The 17,832-nt window shown below is 66.4% G+C and carries 13 protein-coding genes; 2 read left to right on the top strand and 11 right to left on the bottom strand.

The features are described from left to right. Positions 1 to 36: 36 nt before the first annotated feature. From ACFQ50_RS23180 to ACFQ50_RS23135, 10 genes are all read right to left on the bottom strand, one after another. Positions 37 to 2,040 carry a DUF6541 family protein gene (locus tag ACFQ50_RS23180; RefSeq protein ID WP_377997955.1) on the bottom strand — a complete coding sequence of 668 codons (2,004 nt, stop codon included), beginning with the start codon at positions 2,038 to 2,040 and terminating at the stop codon, positions 37 to 39. An 18-nt stretch (positions 2,041 to 2,058) separates the two neighbouring features. Continuing rightward, the gene (locus tag ACFQ50_RS23175; RefSeq protein ID WP_377997954.1) at positions 2,059 to 2,787 is read right to left on the bottom strand and encodes an ABC transporter ATP-binding protein; all 729 of its coding nucleotides are present in this window, start codon (positions 2,785 to 2,787) and stop codon (positions 2,059 to 2,061) included. A 3-nt stretch (positions 2,788 to 2,790) separates the two neighbouring features. Further along, on the bottom strand, positions 2,791 to 3,696 hold the full coding sequence (locus ACFQ50_RS23170; RefSeq protein ID WP_377997953.1) for an ABC transporter permease: 906 nt from the start codon (positions 3,694 to 3,696) through the stop codon (positions 2,791 to 2,793). Continuing rightward, on the bottom strand, positions 3,693 to 5,720 hold the full coding sequence (locus ACFQ50_RS23165) for a glycosyltransferase (protein WP_377997952.1): 2,028 nt from the start codon (positions 5,718 to 5,720) through the stop codon (positions 3,693 to 3,695). The genes ACFQ50_RS23170 and ACFQ50_RS23165 overlap by 4 nt, the downstream gene beginning before the upstream one ends. Then, complete coding sequence (gene glf / locus ACFQ50_RS23160) at positions 5,717 to 6,901, bottom strand: UDP-galactopyranose mutase (protein ID WP_377997951.1); 1,185 nt, start codon at positions 6,899 to 6,901, stop codon at positions 5,717 to 5,719. Before glf ends, ACFQ50_RS23165 begins: the two co-directional genes overlap by 4 nt. Positions 6,902 to 7,079: 178 nt before the next feature. Then, on the bottom strand, positions 7,080 to 8,258 hold the full coding sequence (locus tag ACFQ50_RS23155) for a glycosyltransferase family 4 protein (protein ID WP_377997949.1): 1,179 nt from the start codon (positions 8,256 to 8,258) through the stop codon (positions 7,080 to 7,082). Then, the gene (locus ACFQ50_RS23150; RefSeq protein ID WP_377997948.1) at positions 8,255 to 9,250 is read right to left on the bottom strand and encodes a Gfo/Idh/MocA family oxidoreductase; all 996 of its coding nucleotides are present in this window, start codon (positions 9,248 to 9,250) and stop codon (positions 8,255 to 8,257) included. The genes ACFQ50_RS23155 and ACFQ50_RS23150 overlap by 4 nt, the downstream gene beginning before the upstream one ends. Further along, entirely contained in the window at positions 9,250 to 10,341 is a 1,092-nt protein-coding gene (locus tag ACFQ50_RS23145; protein WP_377997947.1) for a DegT/DnrJ/EryC1/StrS family aminotransferase, read from the bottom strand. The genes ACFQ50_RS23150 and ACFQ50_RS23145 overlap by 1 nt, the downstream gene beginning before the upstream one ends. Next, the gene (locus tag ACFQ50_RS23140; RefSeq protein ID WP_377997946.1) at positions 10,338 to 10,937 is read right to left on the bottom strand and encodes an acyltransferase; all 600 of its coding nucleotides are present in this window, start codon (positions 10,935 to 10,937) and stop codon (positions 10,338 to 10,340) included. The genes ACFQ50_RS23145 and ACFQ50_RS23140 overlap by 4 nt, the downstream gene beginning before the upstream one ends. Before the next feature lie 66 nt (positions 10,938 to 11,003). Then, positions 11,004 to 12,293, bottom strand: coding sequence for a nucleotide sugar dehydrogenase (locus tag ACFQ50_RS23135; RefSeq protein WP_377997945.1), 1,290 nt, complete (start codon positions 12,291 to 12,293; stop codon positions 11,004 to 11,006). Positions 12,294 to 12,532: 239 nt separating this feature from the next. On the opposite strand from ACFQ50_RS23135, the gene ACFQ50_RS23130 reads away from it, so the two are divergent. Further along, on the top strand, positions 12,533 to 16,792 hold the full coding sequence (locus ACFQ50_RS23130) for an FtsK/SpoIIIE domain-containing protein (RefSeq protein WP_377997944.1): 4,260 nt from the start codon (positions 12,533 to 12,535) through the stop codon (positions 16,790 to 16,792). Here ACFQ50_RS23130 and ACFQ50_RS23125 read toward each other — a convergent pair. Beyond that, positions 16,789 to 17,286, bottom strand: a complete 498-nt coding sequence (locus ACFQ50_RS23125) for a hypothetical protein (RefSeq protein WP_377997943.1) — start codon at positions 17,284 to 17,286, stop codon at positions 16,789 to 16,791. The two genes, ACFQ50_RS23130 and ACFQ50_RS23125, sit on opposite strands and share 4 nt — an antisense overlap. A 233-nt stretch (positions 17,287 to 17,519) precedes the next feature. Here ACFQ50_RS23125 and ACFQ50_RS23120 point away from each other — a divergent pair, with 233 nt between their 5' ends. After that, positions 17,520 to 17,768, top strand: coding sequence for a WhiB family transcriptional regulator (locus ACFQ50_RS23120; protein ID WP_003804966.1), 249 nt, complete (start codon positions 17,520 to 17,522; stop codon positions 17,766 to 17,768). The last annotated feature ends 64 nt before the right edge of the window (positions 17,769 to 17,832 follow it).

Raw genomic sequence — 17,832 nt, 5'->3', positions numbered from 1 at the left:
GGCGCAGGACGCCCGTTCCGGAGGTCTTTTGCTGTGTTAGCTGCAGGCCACCACTTTGAACAGCTTGGCGTTGCCCTGCTGGTCCACAAGCTGAACCGCCCCCGAGGATGCGAGGTTCTGCAGGCCCTGATAGGTCCTGCTCTGCGGGTGGTTCAGGAGATACTGCGTGCCAAAATCCAGGGCATAGGAAACTTTCGTCGCCCTCACAGCGTCACACACCGCGGGTGAGGTACCGGCGTCCGCGAGCGACTCCGCCACCACGCGCATGCTCTTGCTCTCCCGCTGCCCCATATGAAACTCCAGCACCTTGCGGTCGGCAAAAGCGTAGGCAAGTGACCCGCCGTTCCACGGGTTCACCGCGATGACCGCGTCTTCGGGTACCTCCGAGCCGAGGCGGGCCAACAGGGCGTACTCGTCTGACGACAGGATGGAGTCCTTGGTGTCGCGTTCGAAGAAGTACTGGCTGGACGCCACATAGCCCCGGACCGGGCCTGTCTGCGCGGCCCAGCCAAGGGCAAGGCAGACCGCCAGGATTCCGGCCAGGCCCGCAACGCCGGTCAGCCGCATCCGGCCTACCCTGCCCGGGGGCAGTTTCAGGGCAAGGACGCCGGCAGCTGCCTTGACAGTGTCGGCTGTGGCCAGCACGCCCAGGGCTGCAAGCACCACAGCGAAAATGGGAAGGTAGGCCGCGAGGCGGTAGGTGTCCTGGTACCAGGTGCCTGTGAAGAATGCCCGGGCCCAGCCCGCGGCAAAACCGGCGTCCACGACGTAAAGGAACCCGGCCACCAGGTAGCACCCGAGCAACCAGAGCTGTGTCCGCCGCCGGATGAGCCTGGCTATGCCGATCAGTGCCAGTACGGAGATCAGAAGGGTGGCGTCCGTCTTCATGGGCCCGTTCGCAAGGACTTCACCGATGGCGCCAGGCACCGTCTGATGCGGTACCCAGCCGTTATACGGCGCTGGACGGAGCTTCTGCCACGCCACCACTACCGCAACCGCGCCCGCCACCGAGCCCAGGACCACGACCGCAAACTTCTTCGGTGCCGCCTTGGTCCGGATCAGCTCCCGGATGTAGAGGAAAAGCCGTGCCAGGACGACCGGAATGCTGAAGGCCAGAAGCGCGTTGACGGCGCTCATGTGGGACAGGGCCAGTCCAGGAACTGCCACGAGGAGGGCGAGCCAAGCGCGCAGCGGAGGTTCCCGGAGCGTCGGTGACAGCCGGCAGACGAAGATAACAGCGGCGACGCCGGCCGGCAACGCGCTGACGGAGAGCAGGTTGGGGAACAGCGGGCCCCACACCAGCAACAGATAGGGGAAAGCGAGAAAACCCGCCGACAGTACCCCTGCGGCCATGAGCCCAACGGGGCGCGGCCCGATGACTACGCGCGTCAGGAACACCACGGAGATAGGCCAGATGACCGCCGAAGCCACGAGGTTGACCGCGTTCACCGAGACAGGGACGGACGCGCCGGTCAGCTGGGTCACGAGGGCAGCCAGCGAATGCCACACGGCGGGGTACACGGAGGACAGTCCGCCGGTCCCGCCAGCCATGCTGCCGAGGTTCAAGGTTGAGGCGTTGCCCGTATCCAGCACGTAGCGGACCGCGTTCAGGTGAAAGACGTTGTCGTAGCGCTGGGAGATGTTGTCGGGTTCACCGATCAGCTGGATGACCCGGCGGGCAATGAGAAGTGCACCGACGGCAACACCGATGGCGCCGGCCGCAAGGGTCGGCCAGCCGTCGCCCTGCTGCGCCGCCCGCTGCAGTGCCGTTGCTTCCCGGCGCTGCCACGGGCGCCGCATCACGGCCCATGCTGCGGCGGACGCCAGAGCGGCCGTCACAACCACGACGCCGATCCCCCACTCCAGGTGGACGAACGGTGCCAGCACGGCGCCAACGCCCGCGACGGACAGGGACAGCACGGGCGCGAGTCCCAGCAGGCTGGTGCGCCGGAACCCGAGAGACCACGCAAGCGCAGCACCGGGAACGAGCACCACGGCCACTGCCGCTAGCAGCGCCGGCAGCGAAGTCAGCCAGGACAAATTTCCTCCAAGAGTGTGTTAGTTGCCGCGGAGCCGGCTGATCACGTCGGCCACCGGGCCGTCCATGGTGACCCGGCCGTGTTCCAGAAGTACTCCGCGTTCGCAGACGTGGGCCACGAGGTCGAGGTCGTGGCTGACCACCACCAGCGTCTTGCCGGCCGCCGCGAGTTCCTTGATCTTGGCCAGGCACTTCTTTTGGAACGGCTCGTCGCCCACGGCGAGGATTTCATCGACCAGAAAGACGTCGGGGTCCGTGTGGACTGCCACTGAGAACGCCAGCCGGAGGTACATTCCCGAGGAATAGAACTTGACCTCTGTATCGATGAACTCGCCGATCTCGGCAAATTCGACGATGGAGTCGAATTTTTCCTTGATCTGGGCCTCGGTCATCCCGAGGATCGCGCCGTTCAGGAACACATTGTCACGCCCTGAGAGGTCAGGGTGGAACCCGGCGCCGACCTCGATCAGTCCGGCAACGCGTCCGCCGGTGCGGACAGTGCCGGAATCGGGGAGCATGACGCCGGAGATGTGCTTGAGCAGCGTTGACTTTCCCGAGCCGTTCAGTCCCAGGAGGGCCACTGTCTCGCCGTGTTCGACGTCGATGGACAGGTCCCGGAGCGCATGGAACTTCTTTGACAGATCACCTTTGCGGCCCCGCAGGAGCCACACAAGGGCTTCCTTGAGTGACCGGGTGTGCCGCAGGACGAACTGTTTGTTGATGTTGCGGATTTCAATTGCGGTGGTCAAGACTCACAGCTCCTGTGCGAAGCGGCCCTCGAGCCGGCGGAATGTCCACTGGCCGAGGAAAAGGATGGCAAGCGAGACGAGCAGCCCCACGGGAACCCAGACGGTGACCAGGTTGGGCGGGCTTCCCTCTGCCCCTGCCGTAGTCGGCAGCCAAAAGGCATGGTGGAAGCACTCCACCGCGATCGTGATCGGGTTGAGCTGGTAAACCGTGAACCAGGCTTCGCCGGCCTTGTCCAGCACCATCCGCCAGGAGTACAGCACCGGGGCGACCCAGGTGGCGATGAGCAGAATCAGGTCAACGAGGTTCTCCGAATCGCGGAAGTACACGTTGACGGAGCCGAAAAACAGGCCCAGGCCGGTGGCAAGCAGCGCAATCATGACAAAGCCGGCGACGGCGGTGACCGCCTCCAGCGGTCCGGGGCGCCAGCCGCTGAAGAGGCAGGCCACCACAAGCACAAACAGCTGCGGGAAGAAATGAACCGCCGAGACCCATACCGAGGACACCGGAAACAGTTCCCTCGGCAGGTAGATCTTGTTGATCAGCCCGCTGTTGTTGACGATCGACCGTGTTGCCGTGCTCAGGGACTCCGTGAAGAAGTTCACCAGGATGATGCCGGAAAACAGGTAGACCGCGTAGTTGGGCAGTCCTCCCCTGTTGGTAGGGCTCTGCTCCAGTCCCAGGAAAACACCGAGGGCAATGTAGAAGGCAATGAACTGGACCCCGGGCTTGACATAGGTCCACAGCAGTCCGAGGACCGAGCCCCGGTACCTGATTCTGAGTTCCTTGCGGACCAGGAGCTTGAGGAGGAACCGGGAACGGAAAACGTCAACGAGCCCGTTCCCGGTTCCCGGCGCCACCAGCGCCCGGCCGGAGTCCTGCTGAGTGGGAGAGGTGCGTCCGTTTGTCACTGACCGGGCTTCTGCTGATCAGCCTCGGAGCCGGAGTTGGCCGCGAAGGTCTGGCGCCAGGCATCCGGAGACGTGAAGTTGGGCAGTTCCTTCTTGTAGGACGCGGAGAGCTCGTCCCAACGGGCCAGCACGCGAGTGTGCAGGGCAAGGCTGCGCAGCAGCTCCTTGCGGAAGCGGACGTTGTCGCGGCGGTACCAGGAGGCGCCAGTTCCGTCCGAAGCCGACACGAGTGCTGAATCCAGGTGCGAAAGCCGCCACCAGCGTGCGTCCGCCGCGGGTACCACGGCCTCGGGGTGCTCTGATGCGGCCGGGTCCACGGGGCGGAGCTGGCGGATGGCCCCGGACAGCGCGCTGGACACGGTCTGCGCGAAGTTCTTGGGCCGGGAGGGAACCAGGCCGAACTTCGGCAGGTGCAGCCGCTTGACGGCGGGGAACTCGGTGATGTCCTTGCTGACCTGGGCATCCGGGAATTCCGAACGGACTTTGCGGATCTCGGGGAGCTTGCCGCCGATTGTACGGTGCAGGTGCGAGGGCCCGTCGAGCAGGTCCTGGAGGGCACGGTTCCTCAGCTCCACAGCCGAGTACTGGAGCGAAAGCAGGTGCCGGACATCCTGGAGGAAGCTTTCGATGGGAAGGCGGCCGCCCTTTTCGTACTGCGAGTACAGCATCGCCGCCACCCACCGGTTCCGCTGGTGGAAGTAGGCCTGCCAGTCGATGGTGTCGTCTTTTTCCGTCCAGGGCATGTGCCAGACTGCCGCGCCGGGCAGGCTCACCGTCGTGTAGCCGTTTGCCTTGGCACGGATGCCGTATTCGACGTCGTCCCACTTGATGAAGACGGGCAGGGCCAGCCCGATCTCCCTGATGATCGACGTCGGGATCAGGCACATCCACCAGCCGTTGTAGTCCACGTCGATCCGGCGGTGCATCCACGGGGTGGTGCGCAGGTTGCTGGCGGAGAAGTCGTGGGCGCTCTGTCCCTCGCCGATCGGCTCGTACTGGAACCGGTACTCGTTGATGCCCTCGCCGAAGTTGTGGATCACGGAGCGTTCAAACAGGTTGAACATGTGGCCGCCCACGATGGTGGCGCTGCGGGTGAAGTCGGCGAAGTTGACGGCCCGGAGGACGCCTTCGGTCTCCACGACGACGTCGTCGTCGAGCAGCATGACGTACTTGCTCTCTCCGCCCTCGACGGCCTCGTGCATGCCCCGGGCAAAGCCGCCGGAGCCGCCAAGGTTGCCCTGCTCAACGAGCTTGAACTTGTCGCCGAGCACGGCCGCGGCTTCGTCGAAGCCCGGCTCGTCCCGGACCTTCTGGTTGCCCTGGTCCGTGACGATGAGGCGGTCCATGACCGCCAGCAGGTCCTCGGACTCGGCAAAGGTCCGCAGGTGCTTGACGCAGTAGTCCGGCCGGTTGAACGTGGTGACCGCAATGGACAGTGACCCGGCCGTGAACCCCTCGGGCTGCGGAACAGACCAGCCGGCCTGCTTCAGCTTCACATCGTGGCCGTGGGCGACGAGGTCAAACCAGTACCAGCCGCCGTCGGCGAAAGTGGTCAGCGAGAGGTCGCAGGTGGCGGTGGCGCCGCCCGTGACATGCAGGCTCTGGACGCGGTTTGAGCTGCCGCGGGGGCTGGACTTGTAGACGATGACCGTCGCCTCGGCGTCCACCTCGATGCTCAGGCGGACCTGCTGCACGTCGGTGTGCGCCCGCCAGTAGCTGGCGGGGAACGCGTTGAAGTATGTTCCGAAGGAAACGCGGCGGTGCGCGGGCAGCGACAGCTCGCGGCGGCCAAGGATGAAGTCCGAACGCATCTCGCTGCGCTGGGACACAACTGGTGATGCCGCGCCCCGCTTGCTGCTGGTGTCCTGCGATTCCACCACTCGGCGGGCGGCGTCGAAGTCGACGTACAGCGGGAGGGTGTCGGTATCGCCGTCGACCGGGAATACAACGCGGTGGACTGTCTTCCACACAGTCCCGTCAGTGCCCGGTTCGGTTCCCTGCCGGAACTCCGTCGCTACGCTCATGCGTCTACTCCTCCGCTTTCCAGCTTCGCACCGCCGCTGAAGTGCGGCTTGATCTTGTTGTCGAACATGCTCAGGGCCGATCCGATGGCCATGTGCATGTCGAGGTATTTGTAGGTTCCCAGCCGGCCGCCGAACAGCACGGAATCCTCGCCGCGGGCCAGGTCGCGGTAGGCCAGAAGCTTCTCGCGGTCCACTGCAGTGTTCACCGGGTAGTAGGGCTCGTCGCCTTTCTCGGCAAAGCGGGAGAACTCCCGCATGATGACCGTGGCGTCCTTCGTGTAGTCACGCTCGGGGTGGAAGTGACGGAATTCGTGGATCCGGGTGTACGGGACGTCCTCGTCCGGGTAGTTCATCACCGAGCAACCCTGGAAGTCCTCGATCGGGAGGACTTCTTCCTCAAGGTCTATGGTGCGCCAGGACAGGTCGCCTTCGGCGTAGTCGAAGTACCGGTCAACGGGGCCGGTGTAGATGACCGGCACCTGGCCGCGCACGGCCTCCCGGCCGAATTCGCCGCCGTCGAAGAAGTCGGTGTTGAGGTGGACCTCGATGTTCGGGTGGTCAGCCATCCGCTCGATCCACGCGGTGTAGCCGTCAACCGGCAGTCCCTCATACGTGTCGTTGAAGTAGCGGTTGTCGTAGTTGTAGCGGACCGGAAGCCGGGAAATGATTTCCGCCGGCAGATCCTTGGGGTCGGTCTGCCACTGCTTGCCCGTGTAGTACTTGATGAACGCCTCATACAGGGGCCGGCCGATCAGCTGGATCCCCTTGTCATTCAGGTTCTGCGGATCGGTGCCCGCCAGTTCGCCGGCCTGCTCCTGGATGAGGGCACGTGCCTCGCCGGGGCCCATGGAGGACCGGAAGAACTGGTTGATGGTGCCCAGATTGATGGGCATGGAGTACACCTCGCCCTTGTGGCTGGTGTAGACCTTGTGCTGGTAACCGGTGAACGCCGTGAAGCGGTTCACGTACTCCCAGACCCGCTCGTTGGAGGTGTGAAAGAGGTGGGCGCCATACCGGTGGACCTCGATGCCCGTCTTGGACTCATTTTCGCTGTACGCGTTGCCGCCGATGTGGTGGCGGCGGTCCAGGACGGCAACCTTTAGCCCCAGCTCCGTGGCGGCGCGTTCCGCGATTGTCAGGCCAAAAAAACCCGAACCGACTACGACGAGATCAGCGTTCACAACTCTCCTGTGTGTTTTGGTGGCAGGGTTCAGCAGCCCTATCTGCCGGGTCTAGACTACCCGAAGTTAAAAAGCGTCCCGTATTCCGGGGCGGCTCGGGCACGCCAGCCCGACGATTCCGAATGAGGTTTCACCGGCGGCGAAGGCGGCCATCCCGGCCTTGGTCTGACGCCGCAAACTACGCCCCGGACGGAACGGTGGCGAGCACTTCAGCGGCGGCATGCTTCCCTGACGTTGCCAGCGACGCATGCTGCAGTACCCAGCCGGCCCTGGCGTCCCGGCCGTCCGCGTTGCCGCCGGATTTTTCCCCGGACGCCACACGGCACATGGCCGCGGCGACGCTTTCCACGTCGTAACTGGCCGATTCGCCAAGTCCGTTGCCGGAGACGAGCGCGGCACCCTCCCCCGTTCCGGCGAAGACCACGGGAGTCCCGCAACCCGCAGCGGCGTAGATCTTGGTGGGCTTGGCAAAATCGTAGCCCTGGCCCGGCTTGATGCTGACCAGGGCCGCGGCTGCCCCACGGATCCAGCGGGCCGCGTCGGCGGGAGGAATGACGCCGCCGAACGTCACGTGGCCGGGCGCTGTTTCCTCTGCAAGCTCCCTGAGGTGGGGCTCGTCGGCACCCTGGCCGAAGAAGCGGATGCTGGCGCCGGGGTGCTCGGCGAGCACAGCAGGCAGTGCACGGATGAAGATATCGGCGCCCTGCCACTCGGACATGGTTCCGGTGTACACAAAGTACAGTCCGTCAGACCCGGCGGTCTCCCCCTCGGGTCCGAACACCGAGGTATCGATCCCGTTGCCGACCACAGTGATGCGGTTCGGCTGAACGCCGAACTGCCTGACCTTATCAGCCACGGCGTCAGAGATGGCGATGACCCTGGCTGCCCGTCGCAGCGCAAACCCTTCGGCGGCCCGCATGACGCGGATGACGACGTCGGGCACGTCCGTCGCGGACAAAGCTTCAGTCCAGATGTCGGCGGCGTAGTAGACAAACGGCCTGCGCCGCAGGGCCGATGTCAGCGCCACGACCACGCCGGTGGTGGGCGGCGGCTCCGACACGACGACGTCCGCCCGCGAAAACAGCAGCCGGAAAAAGGCGGGCACGTCAAAGCTCATGTACTGCACGTAGCCGCGCACGTTGCCCCCGGCGTCCCGCAGCACGGGCCACCGGGAGACCTTGTAGCGAGGCTGGAAGGCCGGCGATCCCTTGGGCGGCCTGGTGGTGAGGACGCTAACGTCGGCGCCCTTGGCCGCCAGGCCGTCCACGAGGGCTTTCAACCGGAACGAGGCAGCACCCACTTCCGGCGTGAAGAGCCGTGTTGCCACGGTGACCCTGACAGGCCGGTTTTCACTCACGAAGCAGCAATCTTCACGATCTGCCGGTTGGTGGCGGACTCCAGCACGGCTTCGGCCACGCGGAGCGTGTCCAGGCCTTCGCGCATGGTGACGACGTCGCTGCGCAGTCCGAGGACGGCGTCGCGGAAGGCTTCGTGTTCGGTGCGCAGCGGCTCCGGCTTGGCGATGGCGAGCCGGGTGACGTTTCCTTCGGAGACCCCCCGGAACGCGGCCATGGACTCCCATTCGGTGGCGACCGTGCCGTTCTCGAAGAACGTCAGGTCTGCCGTGATGGTGTCGGCCACGAAGGCGCCCTTTTCACCGGTGACGATGGTGAGGCGTTCCTTCATCGGGGAAAGCCAGTTGACCAGGTGGTTGGTGATGACGCCGTTGCCCAGCTGACCTGTCGCGGCGACCATGTCCTCGTGCGGGCGGCCGCTGCGCGTGGTGGTGCGCGCGAAGATCGACTCAAAGCGGCTCTGCGCGAGCCATGCGGTCAGGTCGATGTCGTGCGTGCCGAGGTCCTTGACCACTCCGACGTCGGCGATCCGGGCCGGGAAGGGGCCCTGGCGCCGGGTGGCGATCTGGTAAACGTCGCCGAGCTCGCCGGCTTCGATCCGCTTGCGCAGTGACTGCAGTGCCGGGTTGAACCGTTCGATGTGGCCGACGGCGCCCACGAGCCCCTTGGCGTCGAAGGCGTCGACCAGGCGCTGTCCGGCCTCGGCGCTGGAGGCGATCGGCTTCTCCACGAGGGTGTGGACGCCGGCCTCTGCCAGGGCGAGTCCGACTTCTTCGTGCAGTCCGGTGGGGACAGCCACCACTGCCATGTCGATGCCGGCGGCAATGAGCTCTTCCACGGACGACAGGACGTCCAGCTGGCCGGCGACGCCGTGGGGGTCGCCGAAGGAGTCGGCGACGGCGACCAGGTCGACGCCGTCGAGCTCCCGCACCACCCGTGCGTGGTGGCGGCCCATCATGCCCAGGCCAATGAGGCCGACGCGCAGGTTAGCCATCAGGCACCTGCCTGGACGAGCTTGTTGACCGCGGTGACGATGCGGTCCAGGTCGTTCTGGCTCAGGGACGGGTGAACCGGCAGGGAGAGGACTTCCTTCGCAGCGGTTTCCGTGTTGGGCAGGTCCTCGGTGCGGTTGAACGAGGGCAGCCGGTGGTTCGGAACGGGGTAGTACACGCCGGTGCCGATGTTGTATTCCTCGCGGAGTGCCTTGGCCAGTCCGTCGCGGTCCTCCGGAACACGGATCGTGTACTGGTGGTAGACGTGGGACGCGCCCTCGGCAACCTTGGGCGTACCGACGCCCTGGAGGTTGGCGGTCAGGAACGCCGCGTTCTGCTGGCGCTGCTCTGTCCAGCCGAGGACTTTCTTGAGCTGGACCCGGCCGATGGAGGCGTGCAGGTCGGTCATCCGGGCGTTGAAGCCCACGAGCTCGTTTTCGTACTGCTTTTCCATGCCCTGGTTCCGCAGCAGGCGCAGGTTCCGCTCCACGCCGGCGTCGGGGGTGGAGACCATGCCGCCCTCGCCGGAGGTCATGTTCTTCGTCGGGTAGAGGCTGAACATGGCGAACTTGCCGAACGTTCCAACCTTCTGGCCCTTGAAGCTGGCACCGTGGGCCTGGGCGGCGTCCTCGTACAGGTCGATCCCGCGCTCCGCGGCGAGCTTCCCGAGACCCTCGACGTCGAACGGGTGGCCGTACAGGTGCACGGGCATGATGCCCTTGGTCTTCTCCGTGATCAGCGAGGCGACGTGGTCCACATCCAGGGTGTAGTGGTCCAGCTCGATGTCGGCAAACACGGGGGTAGCCCCGGCCAGCGCCACGGAGTTGCCGGTGGCGGCAAACGTGAACGAGGGAACGATGACTTCATCGCCCGCCTTGACTCCCGCGGCCAGGAGCCCCAGGTGCAGGCCCGAGGTGCCGGAGTTTACGGCCACGGAGGAGCGGCCGTCGAGGAGGACCTCGGAGAATTCCTTCTCGAATTCGGCGACCTGCTGGCCCTGGGCCAGCATTCCGGTGGCCAGAACGGCGTCGACGGCGGCCCGCTCGTCGTCGCCGATGATCGGCTTCGCCGCGGGGATAAAGTCGTAGCTCATGCGTTCTCCTCAGACTCTTTCAGGGAATTTCCGTCTTCAATGTACTTGGCGCCGGTAGCGGGGCAGACCCAGAAGGCGCCCTCCTGGCGCAGCGGCTCGCCGGCCTTGCCCACCCAGCCAAGACGGCGGGCAGGAACCCCGGCCACCAGGGCAAAGGCCGGCACATCCTTGGTGACAACGGCGCCGGCCGCAACCGTCGCCCAGCGGCCCACCGTCAGCGGGGCAACACACACGGCGCGGGCACCGATGGAAGCGCCGTCCTCGATGGTCACGCCCACCGGGATCCAGTCATGGGCACTCTTGAGGGAGCCGTCGGGGCTGACCGAGCGCGGGTAGGTGTCGTTGGTCAGAACCACGGCCGGACCGATGAAGACACCTTTGCCGAGCTTGGCCGGCTCGTACACCAGCGCGTAGTTCTGGATCTTGGTGTTCTCGCCGATCTGCACTCCGGTGCCGACGTAGGCGCCGCGCCCCACGATGCAGTTCGCGCCGAGGTTCGCCTGTTCGCGCACCTGGGCCAGGTGCCAGATTTTCGTTCCGTCGCCGAGGATTGCCTGGTCCGAAACGTCGGCGCTCGGAGCAATGGTCGTCGTCATACTTTGGTTCCTCTCAGAAGTGCCGCTGCGGCCCGGCCGCAGCGGCAAGGCTGCCGCTAAGCGCTCTCAGGCCTTGCCGATAACGCGGTAAACGACGCCGTCCCACTGGTCGGCGGAGCTCACCCGGCGGCCATCAATGAAGGCCTTGATGCCGGGCAGGTCAGCCGGGGACAGCGTGCGGTATTCGGCGTGGTCGGCCTGGACGACGGCCGCGTCGACGGGTTCGCCAACGTGGTACGCGGTGAAGCCCAGCTTCTCGAGTTCGGCATCCGTGTAGAGCGGATCGTGGACCGTCACCACGGCGCCGCGCTTCTCGAGGCTGGACACGGCGTCGAAAACGCCGGAGAAGGCCGTTTCCTTCACACCGCCGCGGTAGGCGGCGCCCAGCACCACCACACGGGCATCGGCGAGGTCGCCGTAGGCGCCCTCAAGGAGGCCCACGGTGTAGTCCGGCATGTCAGCGTTGGCAGCCCGGGCAGCGCGGACCACCGTCGCTTCGGGGTCGTTCCAGAGGTACAGGCGCGGATACACCGGGATGCAGTGACCGCCGACGGCGATGCCCGGCTGGTGGATGTGGCTGTACGGCTGCGAGTTGGAGGCCTCAATGACCTGGTAGATGTCGATGCCCGCGGTGCCGGCGAACCGGGCGAACTGGTTGGCCAGCCCGATGTTCACGTCGCGGTACGTGGTCTCGGCCAGCTTGGCCAGCTCGGACGCTTCAGCGGACCCCAGGTCCCACACGCCGTTGGGCCGGCGAAGGTCAGCACGCTCGTCGAAGTCCAGCACGGCTTCGTAGAACTCAACAGCCTTGGCCGCGCCCGCCTCGGACAGGCCGCCCACCAGCTTGGGGTACTTGCGAAGGTCCTCGAACACCCGCCCGGTCAGCACGCGTTCCGGGGAGAAGACCAGGTGGAAGTCCTGGCCCTCAACCAGCCCGGAGCCTGCCTCGAGGGCGGGCTTCCAGCGCGTCCGCGTGGTTCCCACCGGCAGGGTCGTCTCGTAGGACACCAGCGTGCCCGGGGTCAGGTGCTTGGCCAGCTCGGCGGTTGCGCCGTCCATCCAGCCGAAATCAGGCTTGGCGTCGGCGTCCACGAACAGCGGAACAACCAGCACGACGGCGTCGGCGCCCGGAACAGCTTCGGCATAGTCCGTGGTGGCGCGCAGCTTGCCCGCCGGCACCAGTTCGGAAAGTTTCTCCTGCAGGTGGGCCTCGCCGGGAAACGGCTCGGTGCCCGCGTTGATAAGCTCCACGACCTGCTGGTTGACGTCGACGCCAACGACGTCATGGCCCTTGGAAGCAAACTGGACGGCCAGCGGCAGCCCGATTTTTCCCAACGCAATTACAGCAATCTTCACGAGTCAGAAGCCTTTTCTCTCAGGACTGGCAGGCGGCAGCCACGCTGCCACACCCGGTTTTGCTTAACACTATCCGCTGACCGGACCTTACGCCGATTCGCGGCTGCGTCGGGGTAGCAGTTCTTCGGGCTTCCGGAGAAGCGGCCGGGGTTTTCCACATGGACGAATTCACCGCATCCGTTCCGGCCGTGCCGTCACTAGCGTGGTGCCCAGGTTTTCCCACAGAACGGAGGTCGCCGGTGCAGCTGCAATGTACCCTGGTCCGCGCCCCCGGGGCCGCTTCGGCCGGGTCCGGTTCCCCCGCCGGGCCGGTCGAGCTGACGGTGGCGGCCCCGGACGGTTGCCCGGGGGCGGACCTGGAGGCAGAACTTTCGCGCAGCTTTCGGACGCGCGGACTGACTGTAGCCGGCCTGCCACTCAGGGCTCTGACGCTCGGCAGGGCGCCCCTGGTCAACGGGGCTGTGCTGGTGGACGGCGTCGCCGACGGTCCTGGGTCCCGGGCGGGATCGGCGGGCGACCTTCCCGCGGCTGTGCTCCTCGCGGTGGACAGCGGCCCCGCCGCAGGGACTGTCCTTCCGCTGCAGCGGGGAAGCTACCGGATCGGCCGCACCAACGCTGAGCTGACCATTCCCGATGCCGATCTCTCCCGGGAGCACGCCCGAATTGAGGTTTCGGACACAGCCCTGACCCTTGCGGACCTTGGCAGCATCAATGGAACCGAGGTGGACGGCAAACGGGTGTCAAAAACGGCCGTCGCCATCGGTTCCCGCATTCGCTGCGGCAATTCCTCCCTGTCAGTTGTGCTGGCCGCGCCGTCGGCGGCAGGTGACGCTGACCTGGGGTTTGCCGGGAGCCCTGTGGCGGAGCCGCTGATCGTGTCGCGCCCGGCCGCGCCGGCGGGCCGGTCCGTGCTGGTTCTCGGGGCCGTTCTCCCCGTGATCATCGGGGTGGGACTGGTACTGGTGACGGGGTCGTGGATGTTTCTGGCCTTCACAGCGGTCTCGGCAGTGACACTCCTTGTCCCGGTGGCCTCGGGCGCCCGGCAGCGCCGTGAACTGAGATCGGCAGTCGCGGCGGCAGCTGAGCAGGATCTGGATCGACGACGGCGGTCCGCGCCGTCCGCTGCCGTCCTTGCGCTGCGCGCTGCGGTTCCCGCAGTGAACCCTGCCGGCACCGGCCGGGAGACAGCACAGGAAACATCAACGTACACGGGTGATCCGGCGCCGTTGCCCGGGCCCGGCGTCTGGCTCAGACTCGGCCTGGCTGATCAACCGGCCAATATACGCCTGGAGCCGGACCAGCCGGGCTTCAGACCCCCTCGGCTTGGGGCGGTGCCGCTGCTCCTGGACCCCGGCCTTGCGGTCGTGTCGGTCCGGGGAACCGACTCAGAGGTTCACGGCCTGGCCCACTCGTTCCTCATGCAGCTCACCGGGTATCCGCTGGCCAGGGGTACCCGGATCGCGATCCACGGGCCCGCTTCCGTCCTGCCGCTCGCGGCACGGTTTCTTACGGGTGTCTCACTCCATTCAAGAATCCCTGACACAATTGCGGCGCTGACGGACACGTCCGGCGGACAGGGCATGTCCCGCATCCTGCTGCTTTTCGGCGAAGAACTCGGCGGAACAAAGGACAGCACCGCAGGGGCCGGCGTCATCGCAACTGCCCGGCGGCTGGGCTGGCGGGTGGTCCATCTCTTGGGCCGGGGACAGGAACCAGCGGAAACCGATATTGAGCTCGGCGAGCGCGGGGCCATGCTTAGGGCCCGCGGTTTATGTCACCGCTTCGTTGCAGACCTGGTGCCGTCCGGCGTTTTCGACCGCTACTGCCGGGCGTACCGGCAGTCCCTCCCTGATGTGCAGGCCGGCGGGCACTCCATGCCGGTGCGCTGCGGGCTTGGCGATCTCCTTGACCAGTCGACCGGTGCGACTGCCAGGCGCTGGGCAGCAGGCCTGCAGATGCCAGGACTCACCATCCCCCTGGGCCGCACAGCCCGGGGCGTGCGCGTCCTCGACCTTGAATCAGATGGCCCACACGTCCTCGTTGCGGGCACCACAGGTTCCGGGAAGTCGGAACTGCTCCGCACCATTGCCGCCGGGCTCGCGCTGTGCTATCCGCCGGACCGCGCCAATATCCTCTTCTTCGACTTCAAGGGCGGGTCCGGACTCAGTCCGCTGACTGATGTCCCGCACTGCGTCGGTATGCTGACGGATCTTGCCAGCAGCCAGCTGGAGCGCACGATTGTGTCGCTGCGGGCAGAAGTCCGCAGACGTGAGCATCTGCTCGCCGCCGCCAACGCCCCGGACCTGGCCGCCTATCGCCTGTCCCCGTCCGGTGGTCCGCCGCTCCCCCAACTGGTGCTCATCATCGATGAGTTCCGAATGCTCGTCGAGGACGCTCCCGGGACCCTGACCGAGCTGATGCGGATTGCAGCCATAGGCCGGTCGCTGGGCATCCACCTGATCATGGCCACCCAGCGCCCGCAGGGGGCTCTCACGGCAGACATCCGCGCGAACGTCACAACGAGCATCGCCCTCCGCGTGCAGTCCGCACACGAGTCGGCCGACGTGATCGGCACCAGTGCGGCCTCGTCAATACCCGTCAACCGGCCTGGCCGCGCCTACCTGGCCAGGGGCGCCGAAGCTGCCGAGGAGTTCCAGTCGGCATCCGTTGCCGGCGCTGACAACGGGGGTTCTGCTTCTTGCCGGGTCAGGGTGCTTGAGACCACGGTGGCCCTGGCGATGCCAGCTTCCATCAACGGCAGCGGCCCTCCGCCGGAAACCCCGTCGGACGCCGCCAGGCCGTTGGTGGAGCTGACTGCCTCCCTGTGGGCGGGGATGGGCGGTTCCGCAGCGCGCCGTCCGGTGGCTCCGCCGTTGCCGGACGTGCTGGCGAGTCCCGCTGACGTGGCCGCACTCACCGCAGATGTCCGCGACCCTGCCGGCGTCGGCCGTGGAGGCAATGTCCGTTCAGGCACGGTCCATTCCGGCGCCATCCCCGCAGGCACCGTCCCTGCTGGCACGGTGCCGGGAGCGGCAGAAGATTGGGCTGTAGGTCTGGGCTTGCTGGACCTGCCCGAGGAGCAGCGGCTTGCAGCGCTCACCTGGCGGCCGGGGGCCGACGGACACTTGGCGCTGATAGGCGCCGGATCCCGCGATGCCGCGCAGGCAATGTCAACAGCAATGCAGCAGCTCCTGTCCCATCCCACGGAATGCCACCTCTACGTCCTCGATGCGGACGGGTCGTTAACGGGCCTGGCCGGTGCGAACCGCACCGGATCCTTTGTGCACCCCCACGACGTCCGCCGCGGCGTGCGCGTCCTGGAACGCCTGGCGGCCGAAATGTCCCAGCGGCTTAGCCGGCTCCAGACACCCTCCGGTCCGCCGCTGGTGCTGGTCATTTCGGGCTGGGGCACCTGGCTGTCTGCCCTCCGCGCCGGCCCCCTGACCCGCGCCGAAGACCACGTCCAGGACATCGTCCGGGACGGCCGCCCTGCCGGAATCACCGTCGTGATCTCGGGCGACCGCGAACTCGTGACGTCTCGGTTTTTTCCGGCCATCCCCAACCGCATTTACTGCCCGCGGGGCGCCAGCGCCGAGAGCAGGCTGGCCTGGCCCAAAATGCCCGACCTTCCGCCGATTCCGGGCCGCGCCGTGGCAGCCGGGGCCTTCTCGGCCGGGCGCCCGGCGGTCTGCCAGCTCTACGTCCACGTCCCGGGGAGTGGACGTGCAGGTCCCGGAAAAGTCACGGCCACCGGCGAGATCATGCAGGGTCCGGTGCGGGTCAAGCCGTTCCGCGTGGATCCCCTTCCCGAGCAGCTCTCTGTGGCGGATGTACTGTCCCGAATGCCCCTGGCGGAGCGGATTTCGGACGCACGTGATCCGGACGCACCCCAGCGGGGATCAGATCCCGAAGCACCTTACCCGGCGCGCACAGCCGCCCGCCGCCTGGTGGTCGGCGTGGGCGGGGACGAACCCGTCCCTGCCGCGGTGCGCCTGCCGAAAGGTGCTGTCCTTGCCGTGTTGGGCAGCGCCGGTTCGGGCAAGTCATCGTTCCTGGCATCCCTGCCGGCGCTCAACCCGTCGGTGTCCGGGTGGCTGCACCCCTGCCCGCAGCCGAGTCGTGGCGACTTTTGGGCGGAAGTGCACCGCGATGCCGCTGAAGGACGTCTACCGAGGAACGGCATACTCCTCGTCGATGATGCCGACGTGCTGCCTGCAGCCTCCCAACAGCACCTGATGGAGCTGAACAGCCGCGGCTGGGCGGTAATTTTTTCGGCCGCGTTCAGCCAGTCACTGATGCAGCGTGTCCCGCTCGCGCTGGCAGCCCGCAGTAGCGGCACGGGCATCCTCCTTGCGCCCCGCAGTCCGCATGACGGCGACATCTTCGGACTGCGGATTGAGCCGGATTCCCATCCCCCGCCAGGACGTGCCCTGCTTGTGGCGGACGGCGCGGCAATGACAGTTCAACTGGCCGTGGCCGAAGATGTCAGGAGGCTCTAAAGTGCCGGCGGATCGGAAGCGGCGCGGGAGGCGAAGCGAATCACGCGTTTGTCGAACAACAGGACGATGGCCGCGCCGGCAGGGATCAGCATTGCGGCGCCAGCCGCCGGGAGGCCGGCGGTGAGCGTGGGGAAGCCAATGGTCAGCACCAACAGCTGCGCCACCAGCGCCCCGGCCCGCGGCCAGCGGAAACCACGGAAGAGGAACACGGCAACGGCATACAGCCAGGCCGCAAAAGCCAGCAGCAGGCCGAGCGTGAAAACGGCACCCCAAAAGGACATGACAGGCGCCCCGCTGGCCAGCTGGAATCCGTACCAGCCTGCTGCGGCCAGCAGCGCCGTGGCCTCGGCTGCCACAACCCCTGAGATCACGGCGACAGCGCGGGGACGGACGGGGCCCGAAGGCTGTGTTCCTGCTGAGCGCCGGTCCTCCGGAGTACCGCCGTTTCCGGCATCAGCGAACGGGCCGGACGGGTCTTTTGGGGGTCTTGACACACTGGCACACTACCCGACATAGTCGACACACGGCGGGACAGCCTGCCGATGTGATGCATCGCTCACGTTTCTTGGGGATTTCGTGGCCCACTACCCCTTGTTTACACAGCGTTAACATGAAACGCTTGATCCAGATGACCAAGGGGGCCCTGCCGGGCCCCTTTCCTATGTAAGCCCTAGTGAATATTTTCACAAAGGGTATTGACTTCCCAGGAATGGAGTGACTGATCAGCATGGATTGGCGTAATCGCGCGGCCTGCCTCGACAAGGACCCGGAGCTGTTTTTCCCCGTAGGCAACACTGGCCCCGCGCTCTTGCAGATCGAAGAAGCCAAGAGCGTCTGCCGCCGGTGCCCGGTTGTTGACACCTGCCTGCAGTGGGCGCTGGAGTCCGGACAGGATGCCGGCGTGTGGGGCGGCATGAGCGAGGACGAACGCCGTGCACTCAAGCGCCGGGCCGCACGGGCCCGCCGCGCTTCCTGACCCGGCACCAAGCACTCAGGCAGTAAGCGCCTCAGAGCAAAAGGCGACGGCCGCGGACCCATGG

It is taken from the genome of Arthrobacter sp. NPDC056493 (genome assembly GCF_042795115.1).
Lineage (GTDB): Bacteria > Actinomycetota > Actinomycetes > Actinomycetales > Micrococcaceae > Arthrobacter.
Note: the sequence above shows the minus strand (reverse complement) of the source record. Positions and strands in the feature narration are given on the sequence as shown.